The following is a 12966-nucleotide window of genomic DNA, read 5'->3' as shown; positions in this document are numbered from 1 at the left end:
TCAATTTGCGAAGCACCTGATTCAACGTCTGAGCAGAACGGCGATTTCCCATTGTAACATAAGGGCTTGCCCCAAACGCCACCTTCGACAAACCCTTGTTCCACGCGCCTTCCGCCTCGGTCCTATGCTTTGGCGCGCCGGACGGTTTCAGGACGCGACGCAGGGCGACACCAAATTCGCGAACACAAAGACGTTATCGGCACAGCACTCGGCCTTGAACGTCAAGGCGGTCGACCCACCTTGAAAAACCAGCGGTCTTGGGGAGCGGCAAATATGCGTGTGATAAGAACGGGAGTTACCATTGCATTGACGGTTTCTGGCCTGTTGGCGGCAGGCGTGGCGCTGGCAGAAGCTCCGCAGACCTTCAAGACGCAAAAAGTCACGGTCAAGGTCGAGGCAATCGCCACCGGGCTCGAGCATCCATGGGCTGTGGCAGTGCTGCCGGATGGCGCCTATCTCGTCACCGAGCGCCCCGGCCGTATGCGCCTCATCCGCAACGGCAAGGTCTCGCCGCCACTCGCAGGACTGCCCGAAGTCTACGCCCGCGGACAGGGCGGCCTGCTCGACGTCGAAATCGATCCGAAGTTCAGTAGCAACCGAACCCTCTATTTCACCGCGTCGGTGGCGGGAGACGGCGGCAGCGGCACGGCCGTTTTCCGTGCGAAACTGTCAACCGACGAAACGCAGCTGGCCGATGTGAAGCGCATCTTCCTGATGAACAAGCTGTCGAGCGGCAATATCCAGTACGGTTCGCGCATCGCGATCGCCCGCGACGGCAGCCTCTTTGTCAGCCTTGGCGATCGCGGTGAGCAGGACCGCGCCCAGGATTTCCACGACGATGCCGGCACCATCATCCATATCCAGACCGACGGCGGCATTCCGTCCGACAATCCGTTCAAAAACGGCCAAAAGGCCCTGCCCGAAATCTGGTCGAAGGGTCATCGCAATCCGCAGGGCATTACCTTCGATAGCGAGACGAACAGGCTTTACACGGCAGAGCACGGTGCAAAGGGTGGTGACGAGATCAACACGCCGGAAGCCGGCAAGAATTACGGCTGGCCGGTCATTTCCTATGGCACCAATTACAACGGTACGAAGATCGGCATCGGCACGGCGAAGAAGGGCATGGAGCAGCCGCTTTTCTATTGGGACCCATCGATCGCTCCCGGTGCGATTGCCGTCTATCGCGGCAAGATGTTTCCCGAATGGAATGGCGATCTGCTGGTGACTGCGCTGAAGTTCCAGCTGCTGTCTCGCCTCGATCGTGACGGAGCCGGCAAGATCACCGAGCGTGAGCGCATGTTCGAAGGCAAATTCGGCCGCATGCGCGACATCGTCGTCGCGCCCGACGGCGCGCTTTTGATCACCACGGACGAAGATAACGGCGCGCTCCTGCGGGTTTCGAAAGCAACGAACTAGCCAACACCTGCGACGCCATTCGCCCTTGCCGAGCACAACAGCAACTGCTAACGGTCGGCTATTCGTTTCCCCCTCCCGCAGGATGCAGATGTCTCGCATACAGGCGAATTTGTTGTTGTTGTTCGCTGCCGCGATCTGGGGCGGCGGCTTCGTCGCGCAATCAACGGCAATGAAGTCGATCGGACCGTTCTGGTTCATCGGCCTGCGGTTTGCTGTCGCCACCGTAGTCGTCCTGCCCTTCGTCTTGATGGAAAGCCGCAAGGCGAGGCAACCGTTGACGAGCCGCAACTGGCTGTCCTTCGTGATGATCGGCGTCGCGCTGTTCGGCGGCGCCGCGACGCAGCAGCTTGGGCTTTTAACGACAACCGTCACCAATTCCAGCTTCATCACCGGCCTTTACGTGGTGTTCGTGCCCGTGATCGCCGTCATCTTCATGCGGCGCTCGCCGCACTGGATCATTTGGCCCGCCGCGCTCATGGCGCTCTGCGGCATCTATCTGCTATCCGGCGGATCGCTTTCCAGCCTCACGACGGGCGATCTCCTCACCGTCATTTGCGCCCTCTTCTGGGCAGCACAAATCACCCTCGCTGGCTCCGCAGTCAATGAGACTGCCCGGCCGCTTGCCATTTCCGCGATACAATTTGCCGTCACAGCCGCCCTCGCCCTTGCCGTTGCTGCTCTGGTCGAACCCATCAGCCTTGCGAGCATCCAAGCAGCACTCGGTGAGATCCTTTATGTCGGCATATTCTCGTCCGGGCTTGCTTTCGCGCTGCAGGTAATCGGCCAGCGCTACACGACTGCGCCGCAGGCGGCGATCTTCCTCTCTTCGGAGGCCTTGTTCGGAGCTTCTTTGGGCGCGCTGGTGCTCGGCGAGACCATGGGACCGCTCGGCTACGCCGGTTGCGCTTTGATGTTTGCAGCAATGCTTGCCGTAGAACTGGTGCCGGAGCTGGTACGCCGGCGGAACGCAGCGGCCTGAAAACACCAGAAATGCGCGTCATGAGTGTTCAATTGCAACGGTTTTTGAAATTTTTTTGAACAATCGAAAATCGACGTTCACCCCAGCCGACTTGGGAAAATTTCGCCAAAACTATATCGCAAACGATGCAAAAACCTTAGAAACTTGTTTCAAAGTGAGAAAATTTGCGAATCGCGTTAGCACAGTCGCATTACTATAGTGTGCTGCCTGCGATACGTTAAAAAACTTTTGCTTGCCAATTCCCAACAAACACAGCACTCTCAATGATGTTCGGGCATTTTTAGAGCATGGGAAGTCCTAAGAAAAACGCGCGCCGGAGACGCTAATATTCCGGTCAGCTGGTTGAAATGCGGGGTGGCAAACATCGCATCGAGATCATGCCGAGGTATAGGGGACCTTTTCCTTAAAATTTCGAGAACTGCCTGCAAGCGCCCGCAAGGGCAACACAGTAATGCTGCCCGTGTGGATGGTGGGCAGAGAGAAAAGGACCTGAGGCATGGCCGAGACTGGCACTGTAAAGTTTTTCAATACCGATAAAGGCTTCGGTTTTATTAAACCGGACAAGGGTGGCGCAGACATCTTTGTACACATTTCTGCGGTTCAGGCTTCCGGCCTGGCAGGACTGTCGGAAAACCAGAAGGTAAGCTTCGACACGGAACCGGATCGCCGCGGCAAGGGACCGAAGGCCGTCAATCTCCAGATTGCCGGCTGAGACCCTTAAGGTTATCATTCGAGTTGAGGCCCGGCAGCAATGCCGGGTTTTGTCATTCAGTCTGTATTCAGTTTGCCGCGTATAGTTTGCTCATCATGAAAGAGCGGGAGCGACAGTCATCCCGTTTTCCTGAGAGGACAAACCAATGACCATACTCGGCAAATCGCTCGCTGTGTCCGCCATGGCTGCAGCATTGATGCTGACGTCCATGACTGCCGCGTCTGCAGGCGATTATTGGCGTCATCGGGATCGCGATGGCTGGGCGCTCGGTGCCGCTGGGCTTGCCACAGGCCTGATCGTCGGTTCGGCGATTGCCAGCCAGCCGCGCTATGTCGAGCCGGGACCGGTCTATGCCGAACCGGACTATGATGCGCCTCCGCCGCCCTACTATTATCGTCCGGCCCCGCGTCGGGTCTATGTCGAGCGCGATGTGAGCTACTATGCTCCGCCGCCGGTTTCGGGCTTGCGTCCCTGGTCCTCTGCATGGATGCGCTACTGCTACGATCGTTACAGAAGCTTCGACGGCCGCAGCGGCACTTATGTCGGCTATGATGGCATGCGCCACTTCTGCACGGCCGACTAAGTTCCGGCAGCGATCGACTAGCCACTCCGAGAGCGGAAGTAGCCGCTTGCCCGCAGCTGAAAAATTGAAGTCCTTCCTATCGCAAGACACCGTTTGTCTTGCGATAGCTTGGCCACGACATGGTTGGCCGTTGCAGCCTCTCACCAGCTCACGCCACATGCTGGAGAGCCACCTCCAAGCCATACCGCCATAATGTCTTGCCACAATCATGTTGGCCACCTATTCCGGCTGTTGCCGCATCGCACGGCGCCTGCAAGCTCTCGGAACAGGGTCTGAAAATGGGCGTTAGGAACTATCTAATCGAAGGCGTTTCGGGAAGCGGGAAGACATCGGTCGCCACCGAATTACAGCGGCGCGGCTATGACGTGATCCATGGTGACCGCGAGCTGGCCTACAAAGGCGATCCTGAAACGGGAGAGCCGCTGATTGGCTCACCGCAGACAGGTGGCTGTGCGGACGTCGGTTTCGCGCATTGGCATCACCTCTGGAATGTCGACAAAGTCAAATCCCTGATTGCCGATCAAAGCCACCCGATCTCATTCTTTTGCGGTGGCTCCAGGAATCTCCACCGCTTCATTGGTCTCTTCAATGCGATCTTCGTTCTAGACGTCGATGCAGATACGGTGAGCAACCGACTCGCCAGCAGACCGGAAGACGAGTTTGGCGGAACGCCGGCGGAGCGGGACTTCGTTCTAAGACTGCACGCGACGCAAGGGGATATTCCGAAGAACGCGACAAGCATCGACGCCACTGCCCCGCTCGCCAGCGTCGTCGACGATCTTCTCTCCAGATGCGGCGAGCGCCGCTAGATTGCCTCCATCGGCCCCTCGGTGCCTCTTACAACCCGCGCAGGAATGGATTGGTGCGGCGCTCGTCGCCGATCCGGCTGCCGGATCCGTGACCGCAGATGAAGCCAACCTCGTCGCCGAGCGGAAAAACCTTGTCGCGGATTGAATCAAGCAGTTGCTGATGACTGCCGCCCGGCAGGTCCGTCCGGCCGATCGAACCATTGAAAAGCACATCGCCAAGATGCGCGAAACCCTGCTTGCGGTTGAAATAGATGACATGGCCGGGCGCATGACCGGGACAATGGAAAACCTCGAACTCATGCTCGCCGAAGGAGACCTTGTCCCCTTCCTTCAGGAACCGATCCGGCACCACGTTGCGCACGCCGTCTATGTTAAACATCTTGGCCTTGCCCTCGATATCCTCCAGCAGGAAGCGGTCATCTTCATGCGGGCCGATAACCTCGATGCCGAGCACCTCGCGGACTTCGTCGGCGCCGCCGGCATGGTCGATGTGCCCGTGGGTGAGCCATATGGCCTTCAGGGTGATGCCGTTCTCGCGCACCGTCTGCAGGATAATGTCGACATCGCCACCGGGGTCGACCACGACGCCCTCTTTCGTCTCCGGGTCGAACAGGATGGTGCAGTTCTGTTCGAAAGGGGTCACCGGAATGATGCCGGCCTGGAGCATGCCCATGAATGCCTCGTCTGTTTGAATGTCGTGCTGTCGGTATAGCGGCAAACTTGGGACAAAACAGCCCCCGACACTCGAACGCGAAGACGCCGGATCGAGGTGTAAAAATATGAATATAATTCAATTGGTTACCGCGACACTTCATCAGTCGCCGGCCGTAACGGGCCCGATCGACAGGAACACAGTGGCGCGCAAAACGTTGAAGTTAGGTCTTTAAAGGCAGAAGGAGAGAACCAATGTCCTTGAAGAGAAACCTGTTGCTGGCCGGCGTTATCCTTACCGGCAGCGTCGGCTTGGCCCATGCCGAGATGGCCGCGACGACCGCTAGCGACATTGAAGTGCGGTCGGGACCTGGCGCCGAGTTTCCGACCGTCGGCGTCGCGACACGTGGCTCTCCCGCCACGCTTGACGGCTGCGTCGAAGGCAGCCGCTGGTGTCGAGTCGATGTCAATGGCATGCGCGGCTGGGTTTACGCCCAATATCTTAGCGTCGAGCAAAATGGCGCGCCGGTTGTCGTTCAGGATCATCGCGACGACCTCGGCATCCCCACGATAACCTATGAAAAGACGGATCCGGTCACGACCGGCGGCATCCAGTCAGCCCAGCCCGACCCGGATGACCAGTTGCTTGGCCGCGTCGATGAGGATAGCGGCAATATCGTCGCGATCACACCGCCGGAGGAAGTCCGGACCTATATCGACGACAATCCGGTCGATACCGTCCAGCTCGGTGGAAACTTGGCCATCGGTGCGACCGTTCCGCAAAGCGTCGAGGTTCACCGCATTCCGGACTATCAATACAGCTATATCGACGTAAATCACAGACAGGTGCTGGTCGATCCGGGCACGCGGCGCATCGTTTACGTCTACCGATGATTCGGCCTGAAAGCCGAACATAGTGGCGAAATTGGCGTGCGGCCGGACAGCCGCATGCCCGAAAATTGGATTTCCCCCGGAATTATCGGGGCATTCTCTCGTTGAAGTTGCCTTTCTATTTCCACCGGCCGGCGCATGATGTACTTCTGATACCAGTGAGGATTATCGCCGCCCCCAGGCATCGATCCCGGGCGCGCCGAGAGGGCATCCGGAAGCGTCTCCGGAACACTGGGAGAAGGGCAATCACATGGAAAGTCTAGGACCTATCATCACGCAACTGATAGCTGGCGCCATTGGCGGCAACGCAGCGAGCGGCGTTTTGAAGCAGGACGGCATCAATCTTGTTGCCAGAACGATCGCGGGTGCCATTGGCGGGCTGGGCGGTGGCGTCCTTCTCAAGCTTATCGGCAGCGACGCCCTCACCGGCCTGGTGGCACAAGGCATATCCTCATTGATCGCCGGCGGCGTGCTTTCGGCAATCGTTGGCGTAGTTCTCGGCCGCAAGTCGTAAGGATCAAACCTGCAAGGGCCGGAGAAAACATCCGGCCCTTGCAGGCGGCTGCAAGGCACTCCGGGGATTGCATGCGCGCCTGACTATCGACGAATGAGCGAATAGCGCTCCCCAAAGGGCTGAAGGTGAAAATCCGCGGGCCTGGAACTTGAGCCGTTCCAATTGCGATACCCCAGGCCTGTTTGTTCATCGGGGAAGCCCCCTCCCCATCCTTCCTGCAGAACTCTTGGATCTGCCGAGATGAGGTCGGGCTTACGGCAAGGAAACGCCTCCCCTTTGACGCTCCTTGCCCCCGTCGGCTGAGAAAACTCGAAATAGGTTGGAGTTTTGCCAGTCCGCACCTAGATTTCCCGAAATGGCGCAGTCTTTCAGGCCGCACGGCATTGTGCGGAGGCAGGCGATGGCGTAAAAATACGTCAATAAAGCTGACATATTTTTGCGTAAATTTCGCAAACGCGCAAAAAATAAAAAGGAAATGCTATTGTGCCACGACAGATGAGCCAAAACGCGGCAAGGGCTGAGTTGCTGGCGACACCGATGCAGAATGCGGGGAATATCGACTTCGAGATCATCGAGCTACTTTTCTTCGCCTACCGCGATTTCGTGTCGGACCCGGATCAGATCCTGATCAAGAGTGGCTTCGGGCGGGCTCATCATCGCGTCGTGCATTTCGTTAACCGCGAACCGGGCATGACCGTTGCAGACCTTTTGGAAACATTGCAGATCACCAAGCAGAGTTTGGCACGGGTTCTCAAACAATTGATCGATTCGGGTTATATTCATCAGGTGGCCGGTCCGGAGGACCGTCGGCAGCGCAAGCTTTATCCGACGCAGGCAGGACGCGATCTGGCGCTGGCGCTGGCAGAGCCGCAATCGCGCCGTATTGAACGGGCATTCGAAGGCGCATCGGACGCGACGCGCGAAAGCGTAAAGCGCTTTCTAAGGGGAATGCAGACAGCAAAATAATGGCAAATCGGCCGGGGATCCGGCGCGGAATGCCGCTTATCAATCGTGGGTAAGACAGGATCGAGACGGATCGAATGACGACAACGAAAACAGTTATTTCGGACGATGCTGCACATCTTCTGGTGGTAGACGACGACACGCGTATCCGCGCCCTTCTCAATCGCTACCTTATGGAAAAAGGCTTTCGGGTAACGGCGGCAGCCGATGGTGCCGAAGCACGACGCAAGCTCGAAGGACTGGATTTCGATCTCATCATCATGGATGTGATGATGCCGGGAGAGTCCGGCATCTCGCTGACATCGAGCCTGCGCGCCATCAAGAACGTTCCCGTTATCATGCTGACTGCGCTTGCAGAGGCCGATTCCCGCATAGCCGGCCTTGAGGCCGGCGCCGACGATTATCTGCCGAAGCCGTTCGACCCCCGCGAGCTGGTGCTGCGCGTCAACAATATCCTGCGGCGCAATGCGCCTGCCGATTCACCGAAGATCGAGCTTGTGATGTTCGGGCCTTATACGTTTTCCCTGACCCGCAAGGAGCTGAAGAAGGCCGCAGAGCTGATCCGGCTGACGGATCGCGAACAGGAAATCATGCTGCTCTTCGCCAAACGCGCGGGCGAGACCATCCCGCGCCATGAGCTCATCGGCAATGAGGCCGAGGTCGGTGAACGGACCATCGATGTCCAGATCAACCGGTTACGCCGCAAGATCGAAGACGATCCTGCAAACCCCATCTGGCTGCAGACGGTGCGAGGTATCGGTTACCGCCTGAGCATAGACTGACCTACGGGATCATAGGCGATGGTGACATTCGATTCGATCAGACGCGAGCAGGATCACACGCCGACCAACGGGCTGCGGTGGCTGGCGCGCTGGATGCGTCGATATGTGCTGCCGACAGGCCTTTATGCCCGCTCCCTGCTCATCTTCATCCTGCCGATGATCATCCTGCAGGCGGTCGTCACTATCGTCTTCATGGAGCGTCACTGGCAGATGGTGACGCAGCGGCTATCCATGGCAACGACGCGCGACATCGCCGCCATCATCACCATTATTCAGACATACCCGCAGGACGACGACTATGCCGCCATCACGCAGATGGCGCGGCAGAAGCTCGACCTCGTAATCTCGATCGAACCGGGCGGCGAGCTGCCGCAGCGACGCGACAAGCCCTTCTTCTCGATCCTCGACAGCATCCTCAGCGACGAGATTAAAGATCAGATCAACCTGCCCTACTGGATCGACACTGTCGGAAACTCCAGCCTGGTCGAGATCCGCATCAAGCTGCCGGATAAGGTGCTACGCGTCTTCGCCAAGCGTAGCCAGACCTATGCCTCCAACACCCATATCTTCATCCTGTGGATGGTCGGCACGTCGCTCGTGCTGATCGGTATCGCAGTGCTGTTCCTGCGCGGCCAGATCCGGCCGATCCTGGCGCTGGCTCAAGCCGCGGAGAGTTTCGGCAAGGGACAGCGGCTCGAAAACTACTCCCCCCGTGGCGCCGACGAGATCCGTCGTGCGGGCCTCGCCTTCATCCTGATGCGCGAGCGCATCGAGCGGCAGTTGGAGCAACGCACGGCGATGCTATCCGGCGTCAGCCACGATCTGCGCACGGTGCTCACTCGCTTCAAGCTCCAGCTCGCGCTGGTCGGCGACGATCCCGATCTTATCGGCCTCAACGAAGACGTCGAGGACATGCAGAGCATGCTCGAGGGCTACATGGCTTTCGCACGCGGCGAAGCTGAGGAGGATGTCGGCCAGTTCAAGCTCAGCGATATCCTCGAAAAGATCCGCCAGGACTTCACCTTGCATGGCAAGTCCATGGATTTTTCCATCGAAGGCGACGACGAAATTTCCGTTCGTCCGAACGCCTTTACCCGTCTCGTCACCAATCTCGCCACCAATAGCCGCCGCTACGCCACAAACCTGCGCATAGAGGCCAAGCACAGTGCAAAATGGTTGACGATCGTTTTCGACGATGATGGCCCGGGCATTCCTCTCGAAGCGCGCGAGGACGTCTTCAAGCCGTTCTTCCGGCTGGATTCCGCTCGCAATCTCGATAAATCCGGCACCGGGCTCGGTCTTGCCATTGCGCGCGATATTGCTCGGAGCCACGGCGGCAATGTCACGCTCGGCGACAGCCCGCTCGGCGGCCTGCGCGCCACCATCCGCATCCCCGCCTGAGGAGACATCCGATGCCGATCGATATCGATGGCATGCACTGGCTGAATGCGCCGCAGGCGTGGGAAATGAACCAAGGCCGGCTGTTCGTGCGCTCGAACAACAAGACGGATTTCTGGCAGGAAACCTATTACGGATTCCATCGCGACGACGGTCATTTCCTCGGCAAGCCCCGCCGCGGCGACTTTACCGCGGAGGTAGCCTTCGTCGGGCATTACCAGGAACTCTATGATCAGGCCGGCCTGATGATCCGCCATGACGCCAGACACTGGATGAAGTGCGGGATCGAATACACCGACGGCGCCAAACACTTCAGCGTCGTTGTCACCAACGGCAATTCCGATTGGTCCGCCTTTCGGCTCGATCATGACTTCGACGCCATGTCCGTGCGGGTGACGCGCAATGGCGACGCTCTTTTCATCCAGTACCGCACCGACCAGATGCGGGAATGGCGGATGGCAAGGCTTGCCTGGTTCGATCCGATGTTGGAGGAACTAGCGGTCGGCCCGGCCTTCTGCTCGCCCCAACGCGAAGGCTTCGAAGCGGAATTTCTCCACTTCAGCCTGACGGACCCCGTATCGAGAGATATCCATTGAACCTGTCCCTTTCGGTGCGAAAGGGCGGCGCTCACATCAACTTCTTGCCGTTCGGCACCGGTTGCATCACCGCGGCGAGAACGATCGCTCCCGCCTCATCCTCAAAGCCCAAAGTCAGCACCTCGGAGCGAACCGGCCCGATCTGGCGCGGTGGGAAATTGACAACGGCGAGCACCTGACGGCCGACAAGAGTTTCCGGCGTATAATGGACTGTTATCTGCGCGGACGATCGCTTGACACCGATTTCCGGTCCGAAATCGATCCGCAGCTTGTATGCCGGCTTGCGCGCCTCTGGAAAGGTCTCAGCCTCGATGACTGTCCCGACGCGAATATCAACGCGCTCGAAATCGCCATAGGTGATTTCTTCCGTCATGCCTCTGCCCTTCCTATAGAAAACTAAAGCGGTGCAGTGCTTTCGCTCAGCACCCACCGCTCCAGCTCTTTTCCCTCACGCAATTCCGGACGGAAAACCGCTGTGCAGTTTCCCCGCAATTGCCTTAACCAGCCAACTCCTGCGCCCGCTTGCGCGCCGCTTCCAGTGCGGCATCGAACAAGGGCTGCATGCCGTCTTCCGCCATCAGCACGCCCAAAGCCGCGGCAGTCGTGCCGCCGGGCGAAGTCACGTTCTGGCGCAAGCGCGATGCGTCGTCGGGGGACTGATGGAGCAATTCACCAGCCCCCGCGACAGTCTCCCGTGCGAGCCGCATAGCGAGGTCCGCCTGCAGGCCGAGCTTGCGCCCTGCCTCCGCCATGCATTCGACGAGATAGAAAACATAGGCAGGCCCACTGCCTGAAACCGCCGTCACAGAATCGATGTCGGCTTCTTCCGGCACCCATTCGACCGGCCCGGAGACTTTCAGAAGGTTCTGAACAAGCTGACGCTGCCGCTCGCTGACCCTGGCATTTGCAAAGGCGCCGGTAACGCCGCGACCGACCATCGCAGGCGTGTTGGGCATGGCACGCACCGTCGCGGCCGGCCCCAGATTCTTCTCAAGCGAGGCAATCGTCTTGCCGGCGGCGATGGATACAACAACCGTCTCCGCGTCTAAAATCGCTTTAAATGGCGGCAAAACCGCATCCATCACCTGAGGCTTGACCGCAACGAACAGGACACCGGCAGTGATACCTGCGGGAACGCCGGTCAGGTGGCTGGCGCCAGCATCAGCAATCGTCTGGCGCATCGCCTCGGATGGATTGGGATCGACGACAACCACAGAAGATCCGGGCACGCCGTTCTTCAGCCATCCCATCAGCAGCGCGCCTCCCATATTGCCCGCGCCGATCAGGATGATCGGCCCGGAGGATGCAAGGATGCTGGAGGAATGTTCGCTTGTCATATCACGCTTCGCCTACAGTTTCGAAAAGCACGGCTTCCATGGCGCGGTTGGCATCAAGGCCCGACCATACAACGAACTGGAAAGCCTGATAATACGCCTCGCACGTGTCAAGCGCATTGGAAAGCAGCACTTCCACCTGCCGATTGGTAGGCTCAGCACCGCCCGAAAGCAGCAGGGACTGGCGGAAGATCACGATGTCTTCCTGCCGCCACAGATCGAAGTGACCCATCAGCACCTGTCCGTTGATGCAGGACAGCAGCTTGATCACCTCGTTGACGCGCGGCTCGGGAACCTTCACGTCGAAGGCGCAGGCGATATGCAGCGCCTCGAATTCTTCCATCCACGAGAAAGAGACATGATAATCTGTCCATTTCCCTTCGACGGTCATGGCGATTTCGTCTTCGCCGGACCGCTCGAACGACCAGTCGTTGTTGGCCGCCACAAACTCGATCATGTCAACCGGATTCGATTGTCGTTCGACTTCCACTTCCATCAGGCTCATGCAGCACCTTCTTGACCGGAACGAATGCAGTTTTCACGTGGTCCAACACTGAGAGAACGCAAACAGTTTTACTCCGGAAACATCCTCGGGATGATGTTGAACGGCTGCCAGACTAACGCGTCCACCCTGCCCGGAGCTTACCAAGTCCGTTTCGAATCATCATTTAAAATCAGTGTATAGCGGCATGCCCGGCCTGCCAGCCCCTGAGCTTCGTTTTTGGAAAAGGCGCTGTGGACAGCTCTTCGGACACCTATTCAGAAGGGAGTCATAACCGACTCTGACGATTGGCTTTTTTGCCGATGTCCACAGGTGGAAAAACAAATAGGATTTTCATAAAAAATGCGCGACAAACGTGTGCCGCGCAGATCGTTAATAGCGGAATGCGTGTTTACTCGCCCTTGGACGCCAGCTTTGCTTCCAGCGCTTCGATTCTCGCGAGCAGTGCTTCGTTTTCGTCGCGCGCCTTGATGGCCATCTCGCGAACGGCCTCGAACTCCTCGCGCTTGACGATATCCATGCTATTCAGCCAGCGTTCGACCTGGGCATTGAAAGCCGTTTCGATTTCGCGGCGCACGCCCTGGGCCGCACCGGCGGCATCGGTCATCAGCTTGGCGAATTCATCCATGATACGGTTCGGTCCAGTGCTCATAGCAATCTCCTTGCGGCCGTCGGCCCTCAACGGTCAGGCATCTATCTGGGCCAGATAGTGCTGAGGTAGGATTTCCGGGAAGCCGATGCAAGTAAATTGACATGGGGCAAATTGAGATAGGACGGGACAACAGGCCCGGCCCATACGGCCTCAATAACAATCGACTTGACCGTTTCGATAG

16 protein-coding genes are annotated in these 12966 nt (G+C 58.4%); 11 read left to right on the top strand and 5 right to left on the bottom strand.

What is annotated here, in order from left to right; translation table 11 throughout:
* Positions 1-273: 273 nt before the first annotated feature.
* From QD461_RS07260 to QD461_RS07240, 5 genes are all read left to right on the top strand, one after another.
* The gene (locus QD461_RS07260) at positions 274-1419 is read left to right on the top strand and encodes a PQQ-dependent sugar dehydrogenase (RefSeq protein WP_414087119.1); all 1146 of its coding nucleotides are present in this window, start codon (positions 274-276) and stop codon (positions 1417-1419) included.
* 88 nt (positions 1420-1507) lie between these two features.
* Entirely contained in the window at positions 1508-2398 is an 891-nt protein-coding gene (locus QD461_RS07255) for a DMT family transporter (protein WP_414087118.1), read from the top strand.
* A 496-nt stretch (positions 2399-2894) separates the two neighbouring features.
* Complete coding sequence (locus tag QD461_RS07250; RefSeq protein ID WP_004116423.1) at positions 2895-3110, top strand: cold-shock protein; 216 nt, start codon at positions 2895-2897, stop codon at positions 3108-3110.
* Positions 3111-3255: 145 nt separating this feature from the next.
* Positions 3256-3693: a BA14K family protein gene (locus tag QD461_RS07245; protein ID WP_414087117.1), complete on the top strand. Its 438-nt coding sequence runs from the start codon at positions 3256-3258 to the stop codon at positions 3691-3693.
* A 278-nt stretch (positions 3694-3971) separates the two neighbouring features.
* A complete protein-coding gene (locus QD461_RS07240; RefSeq protein ID WP_414087116.1) occupies positions 3972-4502 on the top strand; it encodes a nucleoside kinase in 531 nt (176 codons plus the stop codon).
* A gap of 28 nt (positions 4503-4530) precedes the next feature.
* Here the strand turns inward: QD461_RS07240 and QD461_RS07235 are convergent, their stop codons facing one another.
* Positions 4531-5175 carry an MBL fold metallo-hydrolase gene (locus QD461_RS07235; protein ID WP_414087115.1) on the bottom strand — a complete coding sequence of 215 codons (645 nt, stop codon included), beginning with the start codon at positions 5173-5175 and terminating at the stop codon, positions 4531-4533.
* Positions 5176-5408: 233 nt separating this feature from the next.
* Here QD461_RS07235 and QD461_RS07230 point away from each other — a divergent pair, with 233 nt between their 5' ends.
* From QD461_RS07230 to QD461_RS07205, 6 genes are all read left to right on the top strand, one after another.
* Positions 5409-6047, top strand: coding sequence for a DUF1236 domain-containing protein (locus tag QD461_RS07230; RefSeq protein ID WP_184703160.1), 639 nt, complete (start codon positions 5409-5411; stop codon positions 6045-6047).
* 247 nt (positions 6048-6294) lie between these two features.
* Complete coding sequence (locus QD461_RS07225; RefSeq protein WP_184703159.1) at positions 6295-6558, top strand: hypothetical protein; 264 nt, start codon at positions 6295-6297, stop codon at positions 6556-6558.
* A 495-nt stretch (positions 6559-7053) separates the two neighbouring features.
* Positions 7054-7524 carry a MarR family winged helix-turn-helix transcriptional regulator gene (locus tag QD461_RS07220; RefSeq protein WP_184703243.1) on the top strand — a complete coding sequence of 157 codons (471 nt, stop codon included), beginning with the start codon at positions 7054-7056 and terminating at the stop codon, positions 7522-7524.
* Positions 7525-7598: 74 nt separating this feature from the next.
* Entirely contained in the window at positions 7599-8303 is a 705-nt protein-coding gene (locus QD461_RS07215) for a response regulator (RefSeq protein ID WP_184703158.1), read from the top strand.
* 18 nt (positions 8304-8321) lie between these two features.
* Positions 8322-9704, top strand: a complete 1383-nt coding sequence (locus QD461_RS07210; protein ID WP_414087114.1) for an ATP-binding protein — start codon at positions 8322-8324, stop codon at positions 9702-9704.
* A gap of 11 nt (positions 9705-9715) precedes the next feature.
* Positions 9716-10297, top strand: a complete 582-nt coding sequence (locus QD461_RS07205; protein WP_414087113.1) for a DUF1349 domain-containing protein — start codon at positions 9716-9718, stop codon at positions 10295-10297.
* Positions 10298-10328: 31 nt separating this feature from the next.
* Here QD461_RS07205 and QD461_RS07200 read toward each other — a convergent pair whose 3' ends face one another.
* The 4 genes from QD461_RS07200 to QD461_RS07185 all read right to left on the bottom strand — a co-directional run bounded on the left by QD461_RS07200 (position 10329) and on the right by QD461_RS07185 (position 12785).
* On the bottom strand, positions 10329-10670 hold the full coding sequence (locus QD461_RS07200) for a tRNA-binding protein (RefSeq protein ID WP_414087112.1): 342 nt from the start codon (positions 10668-10670) through the stop codon (positions 10329-10331).
* Between the two features lie 124 nt (positions 10671-10794).
* Positions 10795-11634: a pyrroline-5-carboxylate reductase gene (gene proC / locus QD461_RS07195; protein WP_414087111.1), complete on the bottom strand. Its 840-nt coding sequence runs from the start codon at positions 11632-11634 to the stop codon at positions 10795-10797.
* Between the two features lies 1 nt (position 11635).
* A complete protein-coding gene (locus tag QD461_RS07190) occupies positions 11636-12136 on the bottom strand; it encodes a YbjN domain-containing protein (protein WP_184703153.1) in 501 nt (166 codons plus the stop codon).
* A gap of 388 nt (positions 12137-12524) precedes the next feature.
* The gene (locus tag QD461_RS07185; RefSeq protein WP_414087110.1) at positions 12525-12785 is read right to left on the bottom strand and encodes an accessory factor UbiK family protein; all 261 of its coding nucleotides are present in this window, start codon (positions 12783-12785) and stop codon (positions 12525-12527) included.
* Positions 12786-12966 lie beyond the last annotated feature (181 nt).

This window comes from Rhizobium sp. BR 314 (assembly GCF_047445805.1).
Taxonomy (GTDB): Bacteria; Pseudomonadota; Alphaproteobacteria; order Rhizobiales; family Rhizobiaceae; genus Rhizobium; species Rhizobium lusitanum_B.
Note: the sequence above shows the minus strand (reverse complement) of the source record. Positions and strands in the feature narration are given on the sequence as shown.

Coding starts and splice junctions, on each gene's coding strand:
- QD461_RS07260 (WP_414087119.1), top strand. CDS start 274: ATGCGTGTGATAAGAACGGGAGTTACCATTGCATTGACGGTTTCTGGC.
- QD461_RS07255 (WP_414087118.1), top strand. CDS start 1,508: ATGTCTCGCATACAGGCGAATTTGTTGTTGTTGTTCGCTGCCGCGATC.
- QD461_RS07250 (WP_004116423.1), top strand. CDS start 2,895: ATGGCCGAGACTGGCACTGTAAAGTTTTTCAATACCGATAAAGGCTTC.
- QD461_RS07245 (WP_414087117.1), top strand. CDS start 3,256: ATGACCATACTCGGCAAATCGCTCGCTGTGTCCGCCATGGCTGCAGCA.
- QD461_RS07240 (WP_414087116.1), top strand. CDS start 3,972: ATGGGCGTTAGGAACTATCTAATCGAAGGCGTTTCGGGAAGCGGGAAG.
- QD461_RS07235 (WP_414087115.1), bottom strand. CDS start 5,175: ATGGGCATGCTCCAGGCCGGCATCATTCCGGTGACCCCTTTCGAACAG.
- QD461_RS07230 (WP_184703160.1), top strand. CDS start 5,409: ATGTCCTTGAAGAGAAACCTGTTGCTGGCCGGCGTTATCCTTACCGGC.
- QD461_RS07225 (WP_184703159.1), top strand. CDS start 6,295: ATGGAAAGTCTAGGACCTATCATCACGCAACTGATAGCTGGCGCCATT.
- QD461_RS07220 (WP_184703243.1), top strand. CDS start 7,054: ATGAGCCAAAACGCGGCAAGGGCTGAGTTGCTGGCGACACCGATGCAG.
- QD461_RS07215 (WP_184703158.1), top strand. CDS start 7,599: ATGACGACAACGAAAACAGTTATTTCGGACGATGCTGCACATCTTCTG.
- QD461_RS07210 (WP_414087114.1), top strand. CDS start 8,322: ATGGTGACATTCGATTCGATCAGACGCGAGCAGGATCACACGCCGACC.
- QD461_RS07205 (WP_414087113.1), top strand. CDS start 9,716: ATGCCGATCGATATCGATGGCATGCACTGGCTGAATGCGCCGCAGGCG.
- QD461_RS07200 (WP_414087112.1), bottom strand. CDS start 10,670: ATGACGGAAGAAATCACCTATGGCGATTTCGAGCGCGTTGATATTCGC.
- proC (WP_414087111.1), bottom strand. CDS start 11,634: ATGACAAGCGAACATTCCTCCAGCATCCTTGCATCCTCCGGGCCGATC.
- QD461_RS07190 (WP_184703153.1), bottom strand. CDS start 12,136: ATGAGCCTGATGGAAGTGGAAGTCGAACGACAATCGAATCCGGTTGAC.
- QD461_RS07185 (WP_414087110.1), bottom strand. CDS start 12,785: ATGAGCACTGGACCGAACCGTATCATGGATGAATTCGCCAAGCTGATG.